Origin of the sequence: Halalkalibacter oceani (genome assembly GCF_023715705.1) — a bacterium.
Taxonomy (GTDB): domain Bacteria; phylum Bacillota; class Bacilli; order Bacillales; family Bacillaceae_D; genus Halalkalibacter; species Halalkalibacter oceani_A.
The window spans coordinates 39,063-54,864 of record NZ_JAMBOS010000028.1 but is presented as its reverse complement, the minus strand read 5'-3'; the positions used below and the strand labels follow the sequence as shown (position 1 = coordinate 54,864).

The window sequence follows — 15,802 nt, the reverse complement described above, 5'->3', positions numbered from 1 at the left end:
CTCCTCCATTTGCTTGATATATTGGTTGGCGAACCACATATATCGTAGCATCACGAAGGAGTTTTTTTCATACCTCGCTGGAAGCTTTCCGGAACCCTAGGCCTAGCCTAGGGTTTTCTTTTTACAACAAAAGAAGATGCCTCAAAAAGGCTTTATCACCTTTTTGAGGCATCTTCCGCAGTAATCGGCCAAACCCGCCGAGCATGTCCATTTTTTCTTCTAGCTGCTATTCGCTTTCAATTAGCTTTTGCTTTAACAGCTTGTTTCTCAGCTCATATTGCGCAAAAAGTTCGGTCAGCAATTGACTGATTTGTTCTTCATCCCGTTTCTTCACCGCTTCAAGAAACGACTTCTGCAGCTTCTCATGTTGAGCCGCCCATTCTTTTTGCTTTGATTCGGCGAGGAGCTCCCGCTTTTGCGCTTCATTGATCGCTTTCAGCAAAAGATCGCGCTCTTTTTTGATATTCTGCCAGCGCTCCACCTCATGCGGCCGATTTTTTTCAGCAAGCAGCTCATAATAATAATCGATATGATCATTGATTCCTTCCGCACATGGCCACGGTCTCTCTTCTTCATTCTGTGCTTTCTCCGCCTCAGCCTGAACGAAACCGGACAAGCTTACAACGGTCAGTGCTGCGGTGATGCCGACTATTTGCAGCACGAGAAACAGCCTCCAAAAATGTTTCACAGATGATCATTCCTTCCACCTTTTAGTAGTAGAATAACCATCATTGTGCAAAACATGCATCTATTCTAGGCGTTCCCGTCCGCATCGCCGTTAATAAAGCGAGAGTGTCGCGCTATTCATCTGCTCAAGTCTTTGCTTCACACTTGCCAGAAATCTGCCGCATACTAAGCCGTCAAGGATCCGGTGATCAAGGGACAGGCAGAGATTAACCATGCTTCTGATCGCGATCATATCTCCACTATCTGTTTCGATCACGACAGGGCGTTTAACGATCGATTCAACGGATAAAATCGCGGCTTGCGGATGGTTAATGATCGGCGTAGATAAAATCGAACCGAATGAGCCGGTGTTATTAATTGTAAATGTACCACCCTGCATATCGCTCTGCGCCAGCTTGCCGGAACGGACCTTTGCGGCCAGCTGATTCACCTCACGCGCCAGGCCTTTAATCGACTTTTCATCAGCATGCTTAATTACCGGCACAAATAACGCATCCTCCGTCGCCACGGCCAAAGAAATATTGATATCCTTTTTCTGAATAATTTTATCCTCAGCCCACATCGCATTCAGCTGTGGATATTCCTTCAAAGCTTCCACTGCTGCTTTAATAAAGAACGGGAGAAAGGTCAGGTTATGCCCTTCCTTTTCTTTGAATGCCGCTTTGTGCTGGTCACGATAACGGACTAGATCTGTCACATCGACTTCGACCGTCATCCAGGCGTGTGGCATCTCCCGCTTGCTTTTCACCATGTTGGCCGCGATCGCCCGGCGCACTCCGGAAATCGGGATCTCAAGATCACCTTCGACACTGCGGGCCGGCTCCGTCATCCGCTGCTTCGGTGCAGAATCAGTCTCTGCCTGAAGCGCAGCTTCCGCCTTCGCCGCCGGCGCCGGGATCGTCCCTTCATCAATCAGCTTCTGGATATCTTTCCGGGTAATCCGGCCACCTTTACCGGAGCCTGTTACTTGACTCAGATCAATTCCGTGCTCCTGCGACATTTTTAACACAGCAGGTGAATAACGGTGCTCCTTCTGCGATGGCGCAGCCGGCTCGCTTTCCGTTTTTTTCGTCTCGGGCTGCGAGATGTCAGCGCTTTGCTGTTCGGCCTTTGGCTCTGTGCCTTCGACGTCAATTGTGCAGATGACGACGCCAACCTCCACCGTTTCATCCTCCTGAACAAGCAGTTCTTTAATGACCCCTGCGTAGGAGGAAGGTACTTCAGCATTGACTTTATCGGTCATCACTTCAGCAATGGGATCATACTTGTTCACATGGTCTCCCGGGCTAACCAGCCACTTGCTGATCGTCCCTTCCGTTACACTTTCCCCAAGCTGAGGCATTTTCATTTCAGTTGCCACGTCTCTCACCTCATTTCTAAAATTCAGCCAGTTCACGCATTGCTTTTTCTACTTTGTCCGGATTAATCATGAAAAATTTCTCCATTGTCGGAGCATATGGCATCGCCGGAATATCCGGGCCTGCTAATCGCTGAATCGGCGCATCAAGCTCGAACAAACAATGCTCGGCAATGACCGCGGCCACCTCGCTCATGATGCTGCCTTCTTTATTAGCCTCTGTCACAAGCAGTACTTTCCCGGTCTTGCGCGCCGCCTCAATAATCGCTTCCTGATCAAGCGGGTAGACGGTGCGCAAATCAAGAATATGGGCCTGAATCCCGTCTTTTTCAAGCCGTTCCGCCGCCTGCAGGGCAAAGTGAACCGCCAGGCCGTACGTAATGACGGTAATATCGTCCCCTTCCCGCTTTACATCGGCTTTTCCAATCGGCAGCGTGTATTCCTCAGACGGAACTTCGCCTTTAATCAGGCGGTAAGCCCGTTTATGCTCAAAAAACAGAACCGGATCATCAGAGCGAATCGCCGCCTTCAGCAGTCCTTTCACGTCATAAGGAGTCGACGGCATGACAATTTTCAAACCCGGTACATTGGCAAAAATCGCTTCGACTGATTGCGAATGATAGAGGGCGCCATGGACACCGCCTCCATATGGAGCGCGGATCGTGATTGGACATTGCCAATCATTATTGGAGCGGTAACGGATTTTAGCCGCTTCTGAAATAATCTGATTCACCGCCGGCATAATAAAATCGGCAAATTGCATTTCGGCAACCGGACGCATCCCGTACATCGCCGCGCCGACCCCGACGCCGGCGATCGCTGATTCGGCAAGCGGCGTATCAATTACCCGCTCTTCGCCAAACTGTTCGTATAAGCCATTCGTTGCCCGGAAAACACCGCCGCGTGCACCGACATCCTCCCCTAAAATGAATACATCCTGATCGCGTTCCATCTCCTCGCGGAGAGCTTGCGTCACTGCTTCGATATATGAAATTACTGGCATTGCCTCGTTTCCCCCTTCCTAATCTGCATAGACATAGCGCAGCGCATCCTCCGGATCAGCATACGGCGCCTGTTCGGCATACTCTGTCGCCTCATCAATCACCTTAATCATCCGCGCCTCCATGTCGTTCATCAGTTCATCTGTCAGCAGGCCGACCTCGCGCAAATAAGTCGCAAAGGTAAAAATGGAATCAAGCTTCTTCGCTTCTTCGACTTCCTCCCGTGTACGGTAGGCGCGGTCGTCATCATCGCTGGAATGAGGCGTCAACCGATAGGAAACGGTCTCGATCAATGTCGGTCCTTCACCATTTCTTGCCCGGTCAGCTGCCGCTTTGACAGCTTCATAGACTGCTAATGGATCATTCCCGTCGACTGTGAAACCAGGCATCCCGTAGCCAATCGCACGGTCCGATACCTGTTTGCAGGCAAGCTGCTTTTCAATCGGCACGGAGATCGCATATTTATTATTTTCACACATAAAGATCACAGGCAGCTTGTGAACACCGGCAAAGTTCGCTCCTTCATGAAAATCTCCCTGATTGGATGAGCCTTCCCCAAAGGTGGTGAAAGTGATAAAATCCTCGCCTTTCATTTTTCCGGCAAGCGCGATGCCAACCGCGTGAGGGACTTGCGTCGTCACCGGTGAGGAGCCTGTTACAATCCGGTTTTTTCTTTGGCCAAAATGCCCTGGCATTTGCCTTCCGCCCGAATTCGGGTCCTCCGCTTTAGCAAAGCCTGACAGCATTAAATCACGGGCCGTCATACCGAATGTCAATACGACGCCGATATCACGGTAATACGGCAAAATATAATCCTTCTCGCGATTGAGCGCAAAGGCGGCTCCGACCTGGGCCGCTTCCTGTCCTTGACATGAAATAACGAAAGGAATCTTGCCGGCGCGGTTTAAGAGCCACATCCGCTCATCAATGCGGCGTGCCAGCAGCATTGTTTCAAACATTTCCAGTACCTTATCATCGCTAAGTCCTAAAGCTTTATGGCGATTATCAGTCATGCTTGCGTCCTCCTTTTTCTTGCTTATCCTTGAACTGCTTTTCCACGTTATAAATGAATCGCCTTTCCTTCAACAGCGAGCGCCGCTTCGCCTATAATTTCAGAAAGCGTCGGATGAGGATGAATCGTATCGGCGATTTCAAGATGAGACGCATCGACGACCTTCGCCAATGCCGCCTCCGAAATCATGTCAGTGACATGAGGGCCAATCATATGAATCCCCAGCACATCGTCATTAGACGCATCGACGATCATTTTCGCAAAGCCGTCTGTTTCGCCGTAGACGAGCGCTTTTCCAATCGCTTTAAACGGAAACGATGCTGTTTTGACCGAGAAGCCTTGCCGCACCGCTTCGGCTTCTGTGAAGCCGACACTCGCCATTTCAGGCTGACTGTAAATACATTTGGCAACGGTCTGATAGTTCAGTGGCGCCGGCTGCTTTCCCGCCAGATGATCGACGGCGATGATGCCTTCATGCGAGGCAACATGGGCGAGCTGCAAGCCGCCAATAACATCACCAATCGCATAAATATGTGACTCTTTCGTTTGATACCATTCATTGACGGCAATCACCCCATCTTCCACGGCGATTTCAGTGTTCTCGAGTCCGATATCTTTCACATTTGCCGCTCGCCCGATTGAGACAAGCAGCTGATCGGCTGTCAAACTTAGCTCCTTGCCCTGATGATCTGCCTTTATTTGAACGCCTGCGTCTTTTTTCAAGGTTTCCGGCATGATCTTCGCGTTTGTGTAAAGCTTAATCCCCTTTTTTTGCAGCAGTCTCGCCGCTTCGTTAGCAATATCAGCGTCCTCGGTCGGCAGGATTTTGGCGGCAAATTCGACGACTGTCACCTCGACTCCGAAATCATGCAAAAGTGAGGCCCACTCGATTCCAATCACTCCGCCACCGACAATGATGATCGAGGAAGGCAGCTCCGTCAACGCGAGCGCTTCATCTGAAGTGAGGACATATTTTCCGTCCGGTTCGAGTCCGGGTAATGTTTTTGGAGCGGAGCCGGTCGCAATGATCACGTTTTTCGGAATAAGCATCGTATTTTCCTGTCCGTCGCTCCGTTCGACTGAAATTGTCCCCGGGGTCGGCGAGAAGATCGAAGGACCGAGAATCCGGCCTTTTCCTTCATAGACGGCAATCTTCCCTTTTTTCATCAAATGCTGGACGCCACGGTAAAGCTGATCGACAATTTGCTCCTTGCGCTTCTGGACCTTCGCAAAGTTAAATGTCACTTCACCTGTTTCTACGCCAAACTCATCCGCTCTTTTAGCGGTAGTAAGCACTTCTGCGCTTCTTAGCAGCGCTTTGCTTGGAATACAGCCTTTATGAAGGCATGTGCCACCCAGCTTTTCTTTTTCGACAACAGCGACTTTCAAGCCGTACTGCGCCGCTCTGATCGCCGCCACATAGCCTCCCGTACCTGCTCCTAACACGACAAGATCATATTCTTCAGCCACTTGCTTCCCCTCCTGCTCCTAATCACGTCTTGATAAAATATGGCGCTCCCTCTGCAAAAATTGTCTGCGCGACCGTCTCAGCCGGGCGATTCGCTCTTCAGCCATCCGGTCGGCCGCCTGATACGTTGGAATTGCATCGCGGTTTGAAATCTCAAATACCTTCGCAACATTTTGGTAAATACCTTCAACTTTTTTTAAAGCGCGGTCACGGTTATAGCCGTTCAGTTCATCAGCGACATTAATAACCCCGCCAGCATTTATGACATAATCGGGCACATATAAAATACCCATTTCCTGAACAACATTCCCGTGCCGGTCTTCTTTAAGCTGATTATTGGCGGCACCAGCAATGACCTTTGCCTTTAGCTGCGGAATCGTCTGATCATTGATCACTGCGCCAAGGGCACACGGGGCAAAAATGTCACAGTCCACCCCGTAGATCTCATCAATGTCCACAGCCCGTGCGCCAAATTCGCTGACCGCCCGCTGGACCGCTTCACGATTAAGATCGGTGACGATCAGCTGCGCCCCCTCTTCATGAAGATGCCTGCACAAATGATAGGCAACATTTCCAACTCCTTGGACAGCGACTGTTTTACCGTGCAGCTGATCAGAGCCAAACGCTTCCTTCGCCGCTGCCTTTATCCCGACATACACGCCATACGCCGTGACGGGGGAGGGATTTCCTGAAGCTCCGAATGCCGGTGAGATGCCGGTCACATAGTCTGTCTCCTCATGAATCGTATCCATATCCTCAACGGTTGTGCCGACGTCCTCGGCCGTAATGTAGCGGCCATTCAGCCCCTCGATATAGCGACCAAAAGCGCGAAACATTTCTTCGTTCTTATCTGTTCGCGGGTCGCCGATGATGACCGTCTTCCCCCCGCCGAGATTCAACCCGGCGGCGGCGTTTTTATACGTCATTCCTTTCGCCAGGCGCAACGCATCTTCCAAGGCCTCCTCCTCGCTCTGATAGTTCCACATCCGCGTTCCACCGAGCGCCGGGCCGAGCGTCGTATCATGTATCGCAATGATTGCTTTCAATCCGGATAATTGGTCCTGACAAATGATAACTTGCTCATAATCATATTTTTCCATATAAGAGAATAGCTTCATGCTCTTTCCTCCTTAGTTCTCCGTGAAGAACCTTAGTTGCTACTATTCACGCAAGTTCTATGCCAATCCAATATCCGCTAGAGAAATTGCCATTTCTTCACATTTACCGTCTTTATCTCCGTTATCCATACTGCAAAAATATGCATACCACGCAACTAATTGCATGCAAATTTATGCAAGGTCATATTTGTGAAGCTTATAATATAAGGTCCGTAACGAAATCCCTAGCTCCTTCGCCGTCTTTGTCCGGTTGCCATTAAACTGCTTTAACGAGTGCAGAAGAATTTGCTTTTCATGCTGTGCCATTTTCTCCTCAAGATTCATCCCGTCCGTGCTGACGTTCATCCGGCTTGCCGCTTCCAACGGTCTCTCATAGAGCGGCGGGAGATCCTTTCGCTCAATGACTTTTCGCGATGGTTCCATATAAATCATCGTTCTGCCAAGCACATTCTCAAGCTCCCGAACATTTCCCGGCCAATGATACGCCTTCCATTCATCAAGCGCTTCATCCGAGACGGATTGAACAAAGCGGCCGTAATCGTGATTAAGCTTTGTCAGCAAATGGGCGACAAGCTGCTCCAGATCCTCCATCCGCTCCCGCAAAGGCGGAATATGGATTGGCATCTTATTAATGCGATAATACAAGTCTTCACGAAAACGCTGCTCGGCAACCGCTTTTTCTACATTCATATTTGTCGCGGCGATCACTCGGACATCAATCGCGATCGGCTTCGTCCCGCCGACTCTCACAATTTCCTGTTCTTGCAGCACGCGGAGCAGCTTGGCCTGCATCGCCGCAGACAGCTCACCGAGTTCATCCAGAAAAATGCTGCCTTGATCGGCTTCTTCAAACAATCCCCGCTTTCCGCCCCGTTTTGCTCCTGAAAACGCCCCTTCTTCATAGCCGAACAGCTCACTTTCAAGCAGCTGCTCCGATAAGGCCGCACAGTTGACCCTGACAAAAGAATGCCCTCTTCTCTGACTCTGATTATGTATCGCGTGGGCAAAAAGCTCCTTGCCCGTGCCGGACTCCCCGCGCAGCAAAATCGTCACGGGGGTAGCTGCTGCCAGCTTTGCCTGCTCAATTGCCAGCTGCATTTCCGCGGACGTGCCGACAATATCGGCAAAGGAATATTTCGCTTCCAGCGAGCGGATACGCCGTTTCGCTTTTTCGAGCTGAACATGCAAGGAATTCAGCTCGGAAACATCATGAATGACGCCGACACTCCCGCGTGTTTTTTGATCAACGATGATCGGAGCGACATTGACGATTACATCTCTTTTTTTCGGGCCAACCTTTAAAGGCACCCCTCTTACCGGCTTGCCTGTTTTTAGCACCTGGAAATGCATGCTCTCCCCTTCAGAAATGTCCGCAGTCGCCGGATGACCGATGACTTCCTCCGGCAAAAGTCCGGTTAAACGCGTATATGCCGGATTAATCATTAAGCCGTTCCCATTCTCATCGACGACCGAAATCGCATCATCCGAGGACTGAATAATCGCTTCAAGCATCGTCTGAATTTCTTTCAAATTGCTCACCTGATCCGTCATTGCTACAAGATCGGTGACATCCTTGAATACGCCGAGGGCGCCGATACAATGCGAGCCTTCAAATAACGGAACGCGGGTCGTCACGATGACCGTGCCGTTGCTCAGCTGCTGGCGCCGGTTATATTCCACCTCCATCGTCTGTACCACCCGCGGCAGGCCACTTGAAGGAAGCACGGTAGTGACCGGCTTGCCGATCGCCTGCTCCGCGTCGAAGCCGACAATTTTTGCCGCGGCCTGATTAAAAATCAAAATCCGTTCATTACGGTCAATCGCGATCATTCCGTCATGAGTCGCATTTAGGATCGTTTCTTGAAGGGAGGTTTGCTGATTCAATTGCTGAATCAATCTATCCTTTTCCCTCAATAGCGAGAAAAACAAACGCGACAGTTCAGATGGAACGATAAGTGTCCGACCGGCAAAGTCAGCCTGTAGGGAAGCAGCAACGTCTGGATCGCCCGTCACTTCGAAAATAAAATCAAACCGCTCCCCGCGTAATCCGTGCCACGTCGCCGCGGTCACAAGCTGATGCTCTCGGGCCAGCACCAGCCCGGGCGCGTCAGGATCACGGTCAACAACAGCTACGACGTGAATATGCTCCATCTTCATCAGCATTTGAAAGAGCGCCACGCCTCCTTGTCCTCCGCCAACAATCATTGCTCGCTGCATGAAAAGAATCCCCTCCTAAAAAATTAAGACCGGGTCCTAATTGCTGCTAATAATTTTCTCTATCTTCACTATTACGCAAATGTCACAAAGATGCAACTCCTAAGATTGTACATCAGTAAAAAATTCCGCTAAACTTATAAATAAACAAGAAAAAAAGCAATGATAATTTTTATTTTTGCAAACTGGTACAGAAGGACAACCGGGAAGGAATTTATACATGAAAGAGGAATGAAAATGGGACGCTTTATCGCATTGATGATTATGATCATCCCGATCATTGTCGCCGGCTACGGCATTAAACAGATGAGGGATACAATTTTTCAAATTAGCAACTCGCCTTATCCTAATTTAACGTTACAATTCGCGGCGGGATTTGTTCTTTTTCTCGCAGGACTCAGCTTTATCGGCGGATTTATCTTTTACCGTGATCGCAAAAACGGCAAAATTGCTCCGCGCTTTCAAAAAAGAAGCAAGCCATCCCCTGAGCGCGAGTAACTGCCGCAAAAGCCCTCTTCGTCATACCGGCTGTAAGCCAGGACAAACCGCTCCTGGCTTATTTTAGTTTTTGCAGCGCTTCTGGCTATTCTCCTACTTTTTTGACACCCCGAGCTGGTCAAGCCGCTTCAGCACGGACCAGCGCTCAATGACCCCCGATAGCGAGATTTTCTCAGACAAAACAATAATCGCCAACACAAAAAGCAGGATTCCGAATTGCAGCGTGACTTCACTATGATGAATCAAAATAACAGCGAAAATGGCGCCTGTGACAGTTGCTCCATTATCGCCGAGCATCACTTTCCGGTGCCCTTCCAGCACGAACGAAATATAGAAGACAGCCAGCACCGTTACGACAAATAAAAGCGGAGGTAAAGGAAGAAGGTAAAATAAAAGAACGGTGAAGCAAAGCGCCACTTTCCAGACGCGCAACGGCCTTGTATCAAACAAATTCATCACATGCGGCAGACCAGTCAGCAAAAAAAACGCCAGCAGATTTTGCACGAAGGTCATCGGCTGCTTTGACCAGAGGTAAAGCAGGGCAACCATGATCGTTCCTCCCGCTTTTAACAGCCCTGTCGTTACTTTGCGGTGCTTCCTCGCGAATGCGAGATGACCTTTTAACCCTTTTGGATAGCTAGTGCCAAGACGGTCATCAATGAAGCCAAGCAACCAGATACTAAAAATAAAAAGAAAGGCCTGAAAAGAAAAGATTTCATCAGGAAAAGGAGGAAAGGAATACAAGACACAGTAGCTGTAAAAAATCACGACCCCGAGACTGTAAGGGACAAGCTGACATTGGTAATTTCGCACCGCGAGCTGCATCGATTGAAAGGCGATCATACTCAAATAGGCGATCAGCGGCAGCGTGGCTAATAAAATAATCATTGGTGCTGAACCTCTCGCAGCTGCCGTTCGATTTCAAGCCATTGCTTCAGGCGGTGGAGAAATCCCCGCATATTTTTCCCCATTTCCCGGTGGGTCATCTGCGTCGTAATTTCCGCGCATGTTGCTCCGGCCCGAAGCAAATCGAGCGTCATTTGCGCCTCTACCCCAAAGCGTTTATAGTCCTTTTCCAGCAAAACAGGGAGCCATTTTCTCCGAAAAACCCGCTGACCTGAAAGCGGCGATGCAAGCTTTACTCCCGTCTCGCGGTAAATAATCGCTTGAACCCTTCGTTTCACCAGGCCGAAGCCGGCCCGCTTCCCCGGCTTCATCACTGAAATGACAAGGTCGGCCTCTTCCCTTTCGAGCGTAGCGATCAACAATTCAATCTCCCGGGCGCTTTCCCCAAGGTCGGCGTCGAGGCAAATGATGACCTCTCCTCTTGCTGCTCGCCAGCCTGCCTGAAGCGCAAAGCCTTTTCCTTTGTTTTCGGCAAAGCTGATCAGCTTGTCTGCGTATTGCCCGGCAATTATTTTCGTGTTGTCATCGCTACCGTCATCGATGACAATGATTTCTGCTTGGTCCGTCAATTGCTGAACAGCAAGAAGTGTCCTCTCGAGGTAGTTCTCTTCATTGTATGCAGGAATGACAAAAGAGCGTTTAATCATGATGAAGAGCCTCCTTCTTTTTCCATTCGTTGATCCGCTCTTGAAGCATGTGATACAAGCTCCTGCCGTATGTTTGCAGCTTTGCCTGTAACGCATTCGGGAAAGCGCGCACAGGGTTGTCATATAAAGTATGAATCCCTTTTAAGTCTGTAATTTTCTCTCCGGCCTGAATGCGCGCCAGCCAGGTTGACCCCATTCCCGCTCGTCCTTTTTCAAGAAATTCAACCATTCCGATTCGACAGCCGATCAAATACATATGCTCGGCTCCGGCCCAGAAGGCAGCAGAAATGGCGACATCCTCACTAGTGCCGACAAAGCAAATCGTCTCCGCCTGTAATCCTAAGGCTTCAACGCGTAATTTCCCCGGCGAATGACCGTCCGGATGCTGATGACAGAGCAAGGCCGCGCCACAGGTTAACGCCTGGCCACTAACTGAATCCATATCACCAATAATAAAATGCGGACACACACCTTGCCGCAGCAAACCGTCTGCCGCCCCGTCAACAGCCATGACGATCGATGATTTCTTCAGCAATTTGGAGCGGATGACGCGCAAATCCTTCTCATAATTTGTATTTCGGGCGACGATGAAGACGTTCTTTCCCTTTATTGACTGAAGACTGCCCGGCAGGCAGAATGCGGATTGAAACCAGTCGCTTTCTCGTTCAGCATAATGAAGGGTGTTTTTGACAAACCCGGCAAATGTAGCGGAGAAATGGCCATCTGCCTGCTCCAGCTTATCCTCAAGCATTTGCTGATTGTAACGAAGCAGCTTAGCTGCCAGCACCGGACGGGTATCTGCCGCTGTAAATAACTCATCGCCGACAATCGCCGCCATTTCTCCGTTGAACGGAGACGCTCTTTTTTCATGCCACAGCACGTCAAATACGACGATCCCGGCGGCCAGCAGTGTCATGACGTGCTTTTGCCGGTACTTCCCACTCATCGACGGCTTGCCGTTAATGACCGCTTTTACGTTCGCTTTCACCAGGCTGTCAGCGGCGACGCCATCCAAATCCTCATGCCACAAAAAAACGATCGCCTGCTTTGGAACATATTGGAGCAGCTCTTTTGTTTTTTCATGCTCATAAATCGGCCCTTTAATGATTTCTGCCATCGCGATCCCTCTCTACATCGTTTGTTCATAATATAAGCAGTTTCAGCAGAATTATTAGCCGATAAGAAAACATGAGCGCTTCTTGGCGGCAATTTTTGCAGCTGATCAAGGCTGACCGCTGACGAAGAATCCAGAGTTTAGAAATCAAGACAAAAAGATCCTTGCAAATCCAAGGATCCCTGTGACATGATTCATTTACCCGGCTACCTTTGTTACGTTTAAGCGTCCAAAATGGCCACTGCTGCGATCTATTACGCTTAGCATGCTGGCTGATTTTTCGTCCTGTGGTCGTTGCTCTGATGTACACGGAAACCAATCTCTCCAGCCAAAAGTCGGAGACGCTCGTACGGTTTCTCTCCAACGGGAGCGTTGCGCCAATAGCAAGCACTGGTTTCCTCAGTTCTCTATACGCCGACTAATTTCTACTCGATTATGACCGCCCGGGCCGGGGCCCCTTCAAATCCTTCGAGCTTCAGCGGCAGACAAATAAACTGAACACGCTGCTTCGTCACTTGTGAAAGATTGCACAAATATTCGATTAAGAGAATGCCGTTCTTCAAAAGCAGTTCATGTGTCGGCATATCCTTCACTTGAAACGGATTTTCACTGTCTATCAGCTTCAACGGATAGTCCTGTGGGAAATCAAATGCCACGGCTTCCGGCTTTTTCTCATGCAGCCATTGAGCCGCTTCCATTGTCACATAAGGAGCCTTTGACCAGAATTCGCGCGTATCATAGCCTCAAGTGGTATTTCCCTTCTCGCGTGTCGGCTTTATACTCATCAATCGCAATCACAGGAGGAAGGTGGTTCACCTCTTTGACAAGCGGAGCTGCTAGGTCATCGAAGCGACGCATCGCTGTTGGGGGAGACGTGTGACATTGCCTGGCGGTATCCCGGAAATTCTTCCCCTCAATCAACCGCATCCGCAGGGCCTGGTTCCATTCCACCGTTTGCCTTTGGTACCTCTCCACAAACGTCACCTTTTCCGCAAACCGCTTTCCACACGGGCACGCATAACGGCGCTTGCGATAAAAAAGCGTCACCTTGCGCTCAAACCACTTCAAATGCTGGATCTTCTGCATCCGGTAATCATGGACACGGTCCGTCTTTTTCCCACATGCGGGGCACGAATGTCGCTCTTTTGGCATTTCCACATGAAGGGCAATTCCACTCTCTCGTTCCTCTATCTTTGTCACGCAAACCTCTTTTAATCCTGGGATTTTCATGATAGACTTTTGTTGCACGCAGCTCCATCCTTTCTTTGTTTCTCATCAATTCAAGGATAACAGGATCAAAGGAGCTTGCGTGTCTTTTTTTGTCCTCATTGGGCGAATACCCCAACATTTATTTTAGAGCCGGAAAAATAAAAAGCACCTTCTATTTAGAGGGAAGTCCCTAAAATAGAAGATGCTGCTCGCTTCCTGGTTAAGACACTTTATGTTCTATCCGCAGCTTGTCAGCCACCATCGCAATGAATTCACTGTTTGTCGGCTTCGCCTTCGAATGGCTCACCGTGTAGCCGAACAGGCTTGAAATCGAGTCAATATTCCCGCGGCTCCATGCGACTTCGATCGCATGCCGAATAGCCCTTTCCACCCGACTCGCAGTAGTGTTGAATTTCTTCGCAATATCCGGATAAAGAATTTTTGTAATGGAGCCGAGTAATTCAATATTGTTATACACCATCGTGATTGCTTCGCGTAAGTACATATACCCTTTAATATGCGCCGGAACGCCAATTTCGTGAATGATACTCGTAATGCTTGCATCCAAATTAAAGGAGCCGCCTCGATTTTCCGTTGCCATTTGGGAATGGACAGAAGATGAGGAATGCTGATTTTGGATAAAGGTCCGTTTTTGTCCGCTGATGTCACGAATATTCGTAATCAGCACTTCCATATCAAACGGCTTTAACACATAGTACGAAGCCCCTAAATCAACTGCCCGCTTTGTGACATCCTCCTGACCAAATGCCGTCAGCATTATAATATTCGGCTTTTTGCTCATTTTCATTTGGCCCATTCTTTCTAAAACAGCCAAGCCATCTAAATGAGGCATAATAATATCCAAAATTAAGACATCGGGCTCTTTTTCCTCAATTAAGCTCAGACATTCCTGCCCGTTAAAAGCTGTACCAATGACTTGCATGTCATTTTGAGCCGAGATGTATTCATTCAGTAAATTTACTAACTCCCGATTATCGTCCGCTATACAAACATTAACTTTTTGCACAAAAAAGTCCTCCTTGTTCCCTGTAATATGGCATAGTGTACGAATTCGACAGTGGCATGTAAATTCCTTCTAATTATTTGAATTTATTTGTTTTTTTCACATTTCCTAATGAATTCAACGATTTACTTCGATTTTCGACTTGATTCGATATTTGACAATCTCCATTGAACAACCTTTGTCGAATTTTCTTTATTATACCATAAAAAGACGACTGAAAAAGCCAAAGCGACTAACTCGCTTTGGCTTTTTCAGTCGATAATTCCGTAATTCCGGCTTCTTCCAGCATCCAGCTGATATGACAACCATAGCCTGATGTTGGATCGTTAACAAATACATGCGTGACAGCCCCGATGATTTTTCCATCTTGAATAATCGGGCTTCCGCTCATCCCCTGAACAATTCCTCCTGTCTCTTCCAACAGCTTAGGGTCTGTGACCTTAATGACCATTCCCTTAGTCGCCGGCTGTTTTTGAGGTACGGAGCTCACAATTTCGATATCAAATTCTTCCACATCTTCTCCATTAACGACCGTCAAAATCTTGGCCGGTCCCTCTTTCACATGCGTTGATAAAGCGACAGGCATTTTTTCATCATGATGATGGTTTTTTAAGTTCGTCTTTTTCAATGTCCCAAAAATACCGAAAGAGCTGTTTTTCTCAATATCGCCTAAAATATCACGCTGCCCGGTGAAACTGGCCAGCTTCTCGCCCGGGTCCCCATTGCTGCCCTTTTCAATGGAAGTCACCGAGGAACGAATAATGTGACCGTCATGGACAACAATCGGCTGATGAGTATCTACATCAGAAATGACATGTCCCAGCGCCCCGTACTTTTTCGATTCAGGTTCATAAAATGTCAATGTTCCAACTCCGGCGGCCGAATCGCGAATATAAAGGCCCATTCGATAAAAATGCTCCCCATCGGCCTTGAGCGGCTTTAGCTCTTTGTGAATCGTTTGCTTATCTCTTTTTATTTCGAGCTTTACATGACGACCAGCTTCCCCGGCGGCCTGAACATATTCCCCAACCTCGCTCATTCTCTGGATCGGTTGGTCGTCAATTTTCGTAATCATGTCACCGACTTCGATGCCGGCCTCTTCACCAGGCGATTGTTCACCTTGCCCGGTCTTAATAAGATGATGGCCGACAATGAGGACACCCTCTGTATTCAGCTTTACTCCGATTGACTGCCCTCCTGGAACGACTTCTATTTTTGGCAGCACCGAGACATCAATCGTTTTAACTGGAAATCCTGCTACTTCTAAGGATATCTGCTTGTCAGATCCGGCATCCATTCCATCCGAATTCGGCTTCGTTTCCGTCATCGTGGCCGCAGTGACCACTTCAAATGACTCGACAGCGTCTAAAATTGGGCCGTCATCCCCTTCAAACACAACCATGCTGGTGGGAATACTGATCCATTCGCGTACGCCGACAGAGAAGCCCAAGCCTACGACAACCGTTAGAAGGATTACACCTATTGTCTTTCTTACCACTTCACCTTTCACTCACTTCACTCTCCTAGCTCCTTGCCCACACCTCCAT

Annotated in this window: 14 protein-coding genes and 1 pseudogene; 1 reads left to right on the top strand and 14 read right to left on the bottom strand. The window is 48.8% G+C overall.

All coding sequences use genetic code 11. The annotated features are described in order from the left end of the window. Positions 1–226: 226 nt before the first annotated feature. From M3212_RS18690 to M3212_RS18660, 7 genes are all read right to left on the bottom strand, one after another. Positions 227–688: a hypothetical protein gene (locus M3212_RS18690; protein WP_251195478.1), complete on the bottom strand. Its 462-nt coding sequence runs from the start codon at positions 686–688 to the stop codon at positions 227–229. Between the two features lie 90 nt (positions 689–778). Further along, positions 779–2,047 (bottom strand): dihydrolipoamide acetyltransferase family protein, encoded by a 1,269-nt coding sequence (locus M3212_RS18685; protein WP_251195477.1) that lies wholly within the window; start codon positions 2,045–2,047, stop codon positions 779–781. A gap of 16 nt (positions 2,048–2,063) precedes the next feature. Beyond that, complete coding sequence (locus M3212_RS18680; protein WP_251195476.1) at positions 2,064–3,047, bottom strand: alpha-ketoacid dehydrogenase subunit beta; 984 nt, start codon at positions 3,045–3,047, stop codon at positions 2,064–2,066. Between the two features lie 18 nt (positions 3,048–3,065). After that, entirely contained in the window at positions 3,066–4,058 is a 993-nt protein-coding gene (locus M3212_RS18675; protein WP_251195475.1) for a thiamine pyrophosphate-dependent dehydrogenase E1 component subunit alpha, read from the bottom strand. A 47-nt stretch (positions 4,059–4,105) separates the two neighbouring features. Continuing rightward, positions 4,106–5,527, bottom strand: coding sequence for a dihydrolipoyl dehydrogenase (lpdA, locus tag M3212_RS18670; protein ID WP_251195474.1), 1,422 nt, complete (start codon positions 5,525–5,527; stop codon positions 4,106–4,108). Positions 5,528–5,545: 18 nt separating this feature from the next. Beyond that, complete coding sequence (bcd, locus tag M3212_RS18665) at positions 5,546–6,643, bottom strand: branched-chain amino acid dehydrogenase (RefSeq protein ID WP_251195473.1); 1,098 nt, start codon at positions 6,641–6,643, stop codon at positions 5,546–5,548. Between the two features lie 171 nt (positions 6,644–6,814). Further along, the gene (locus tag M3212_RS18660) at positions 6,815–8,860 is read right to left on the bottom strand and encodes a sigma 54-interacting transcriptional regulator (protein WP_251195472.1); all 2,046 of its coding nucleotides are present in this window, start codon (positions 8,858–8,860) and stop codon (positions 6,815–6,817) included. Positions 8,861–9,094: 234 nt separating this feature from the next. Here M3212_RS18660 and M3212_RS18655 point away from each other — a divergent pair, with 234 nt between their 5' ends. Next, the gene (locus M3212_RS18655) at positions 9,095–9,355 is read left to right on the top strand and encodes a DUF2627 domain-containing protein (RefSeq protein WP_251195471.1); all 261 of its coding nucleotides are present in this window, start codon (positions 9,095–9,097) and stop codon (positions 9,353–9,355) included. Between the two features lie 93 nt (positions 9,356–9,448). Here the strand turns inward: M3212_RS18655 and M3212_RS18650 are convergent, their stop codons facing one another. The 7 genes and pseudogenes from M3212_RS18650 to spoIVB all read right to left on the bottom strand — a co-directional run bounded on the left by M3212_RS18650 (position 9,449) and on the right by spoIVB (position 15,765). Continuing rightward, entirely contained in the window at positions 9,449–10,243 is a 795-nt protein-coding gene (locus tag M3212_RS18650; protein ID WP_251195470.1) for a hypothetical protein, read from the bottom strand. Continuing rightward, on the bottom strand, positions 10,240–10,908 hold the full coding sequence (locus tag M3212_RS18645; protein ID WP_251195469.1) for a glycosyltransferase family 2 protein: 669 nt from the start codon (positions 10,906–10,908) through the stop codon (positions 10,240–10,242). Before M3212_RS18645 ends, M3212_RS18650 begins: the two co-directional genes overlap by 4 nt. Then, on the bottom strand, positions 10,901–12,025 hold the full coding sequence (gene steA / locus M3212_RS18640) for a putative cytokinetic ring protein SteA (RefSeq protein ID WP_251195468.1): 1,125 nt from the start codon (positions 12,023–12,025) through the stop codon (positions 10,901–10,903). Before steA ends, M3212_RS18645 begins: the two co-directional genes overlap by 8 nt. Positions 12,026–12,447: 422 nt before the next feature. After that, the gene (locus tag M3212_RS18635) at positions 12,448–12,726 is read right to left on the bottom strand and encodes a cyclase family protein (RefSeq protein WP_251195467.1); all 279 of its coding nucleotides are present in this window, start codon (positions 12,724–12,726) and stop codon (positions 12,448–12,450) included. A 40-nt stretch (positions 12,727–12,766) separates the two neighbouring features. Further along, positions 12,767–13,252: pseudogene (locus tag M3212_RS18630) on the bottom strand (transposase family protein); the annotation flags it as partial. A 199-nt stretch (positions 13,253–13,451) separates the two neighbouring features. After that, the gene (spo0A, locus tag M3212_RS18625; RefSeq protein WP_251195466.1) at positions 13,452–14,258 is read right to left on the bottom strand and encodes a sporulation transcription factor Spo0A; all 807 of its coding nucleotides are present in this window, start codon (positions 14,256–14,258) and stop codon (positions 13,452–13,454) included. A gap of 229 nt (positions 14,259–14,487) precedes the next feature. Further along, positions 14,488–15,765 (bottom strand): SpoIVB peptidase, encoded by a 1,278-nt coding sequence (gene spoIVB, locus M3212_RS18620; protein WP_251195465.1) that lies wholly within the window; start codon positions 15,763–15,765, stop codon positions 14,488–14,490. Positions 15,766–15,802 lie beyond the last annotated feature (37 nt).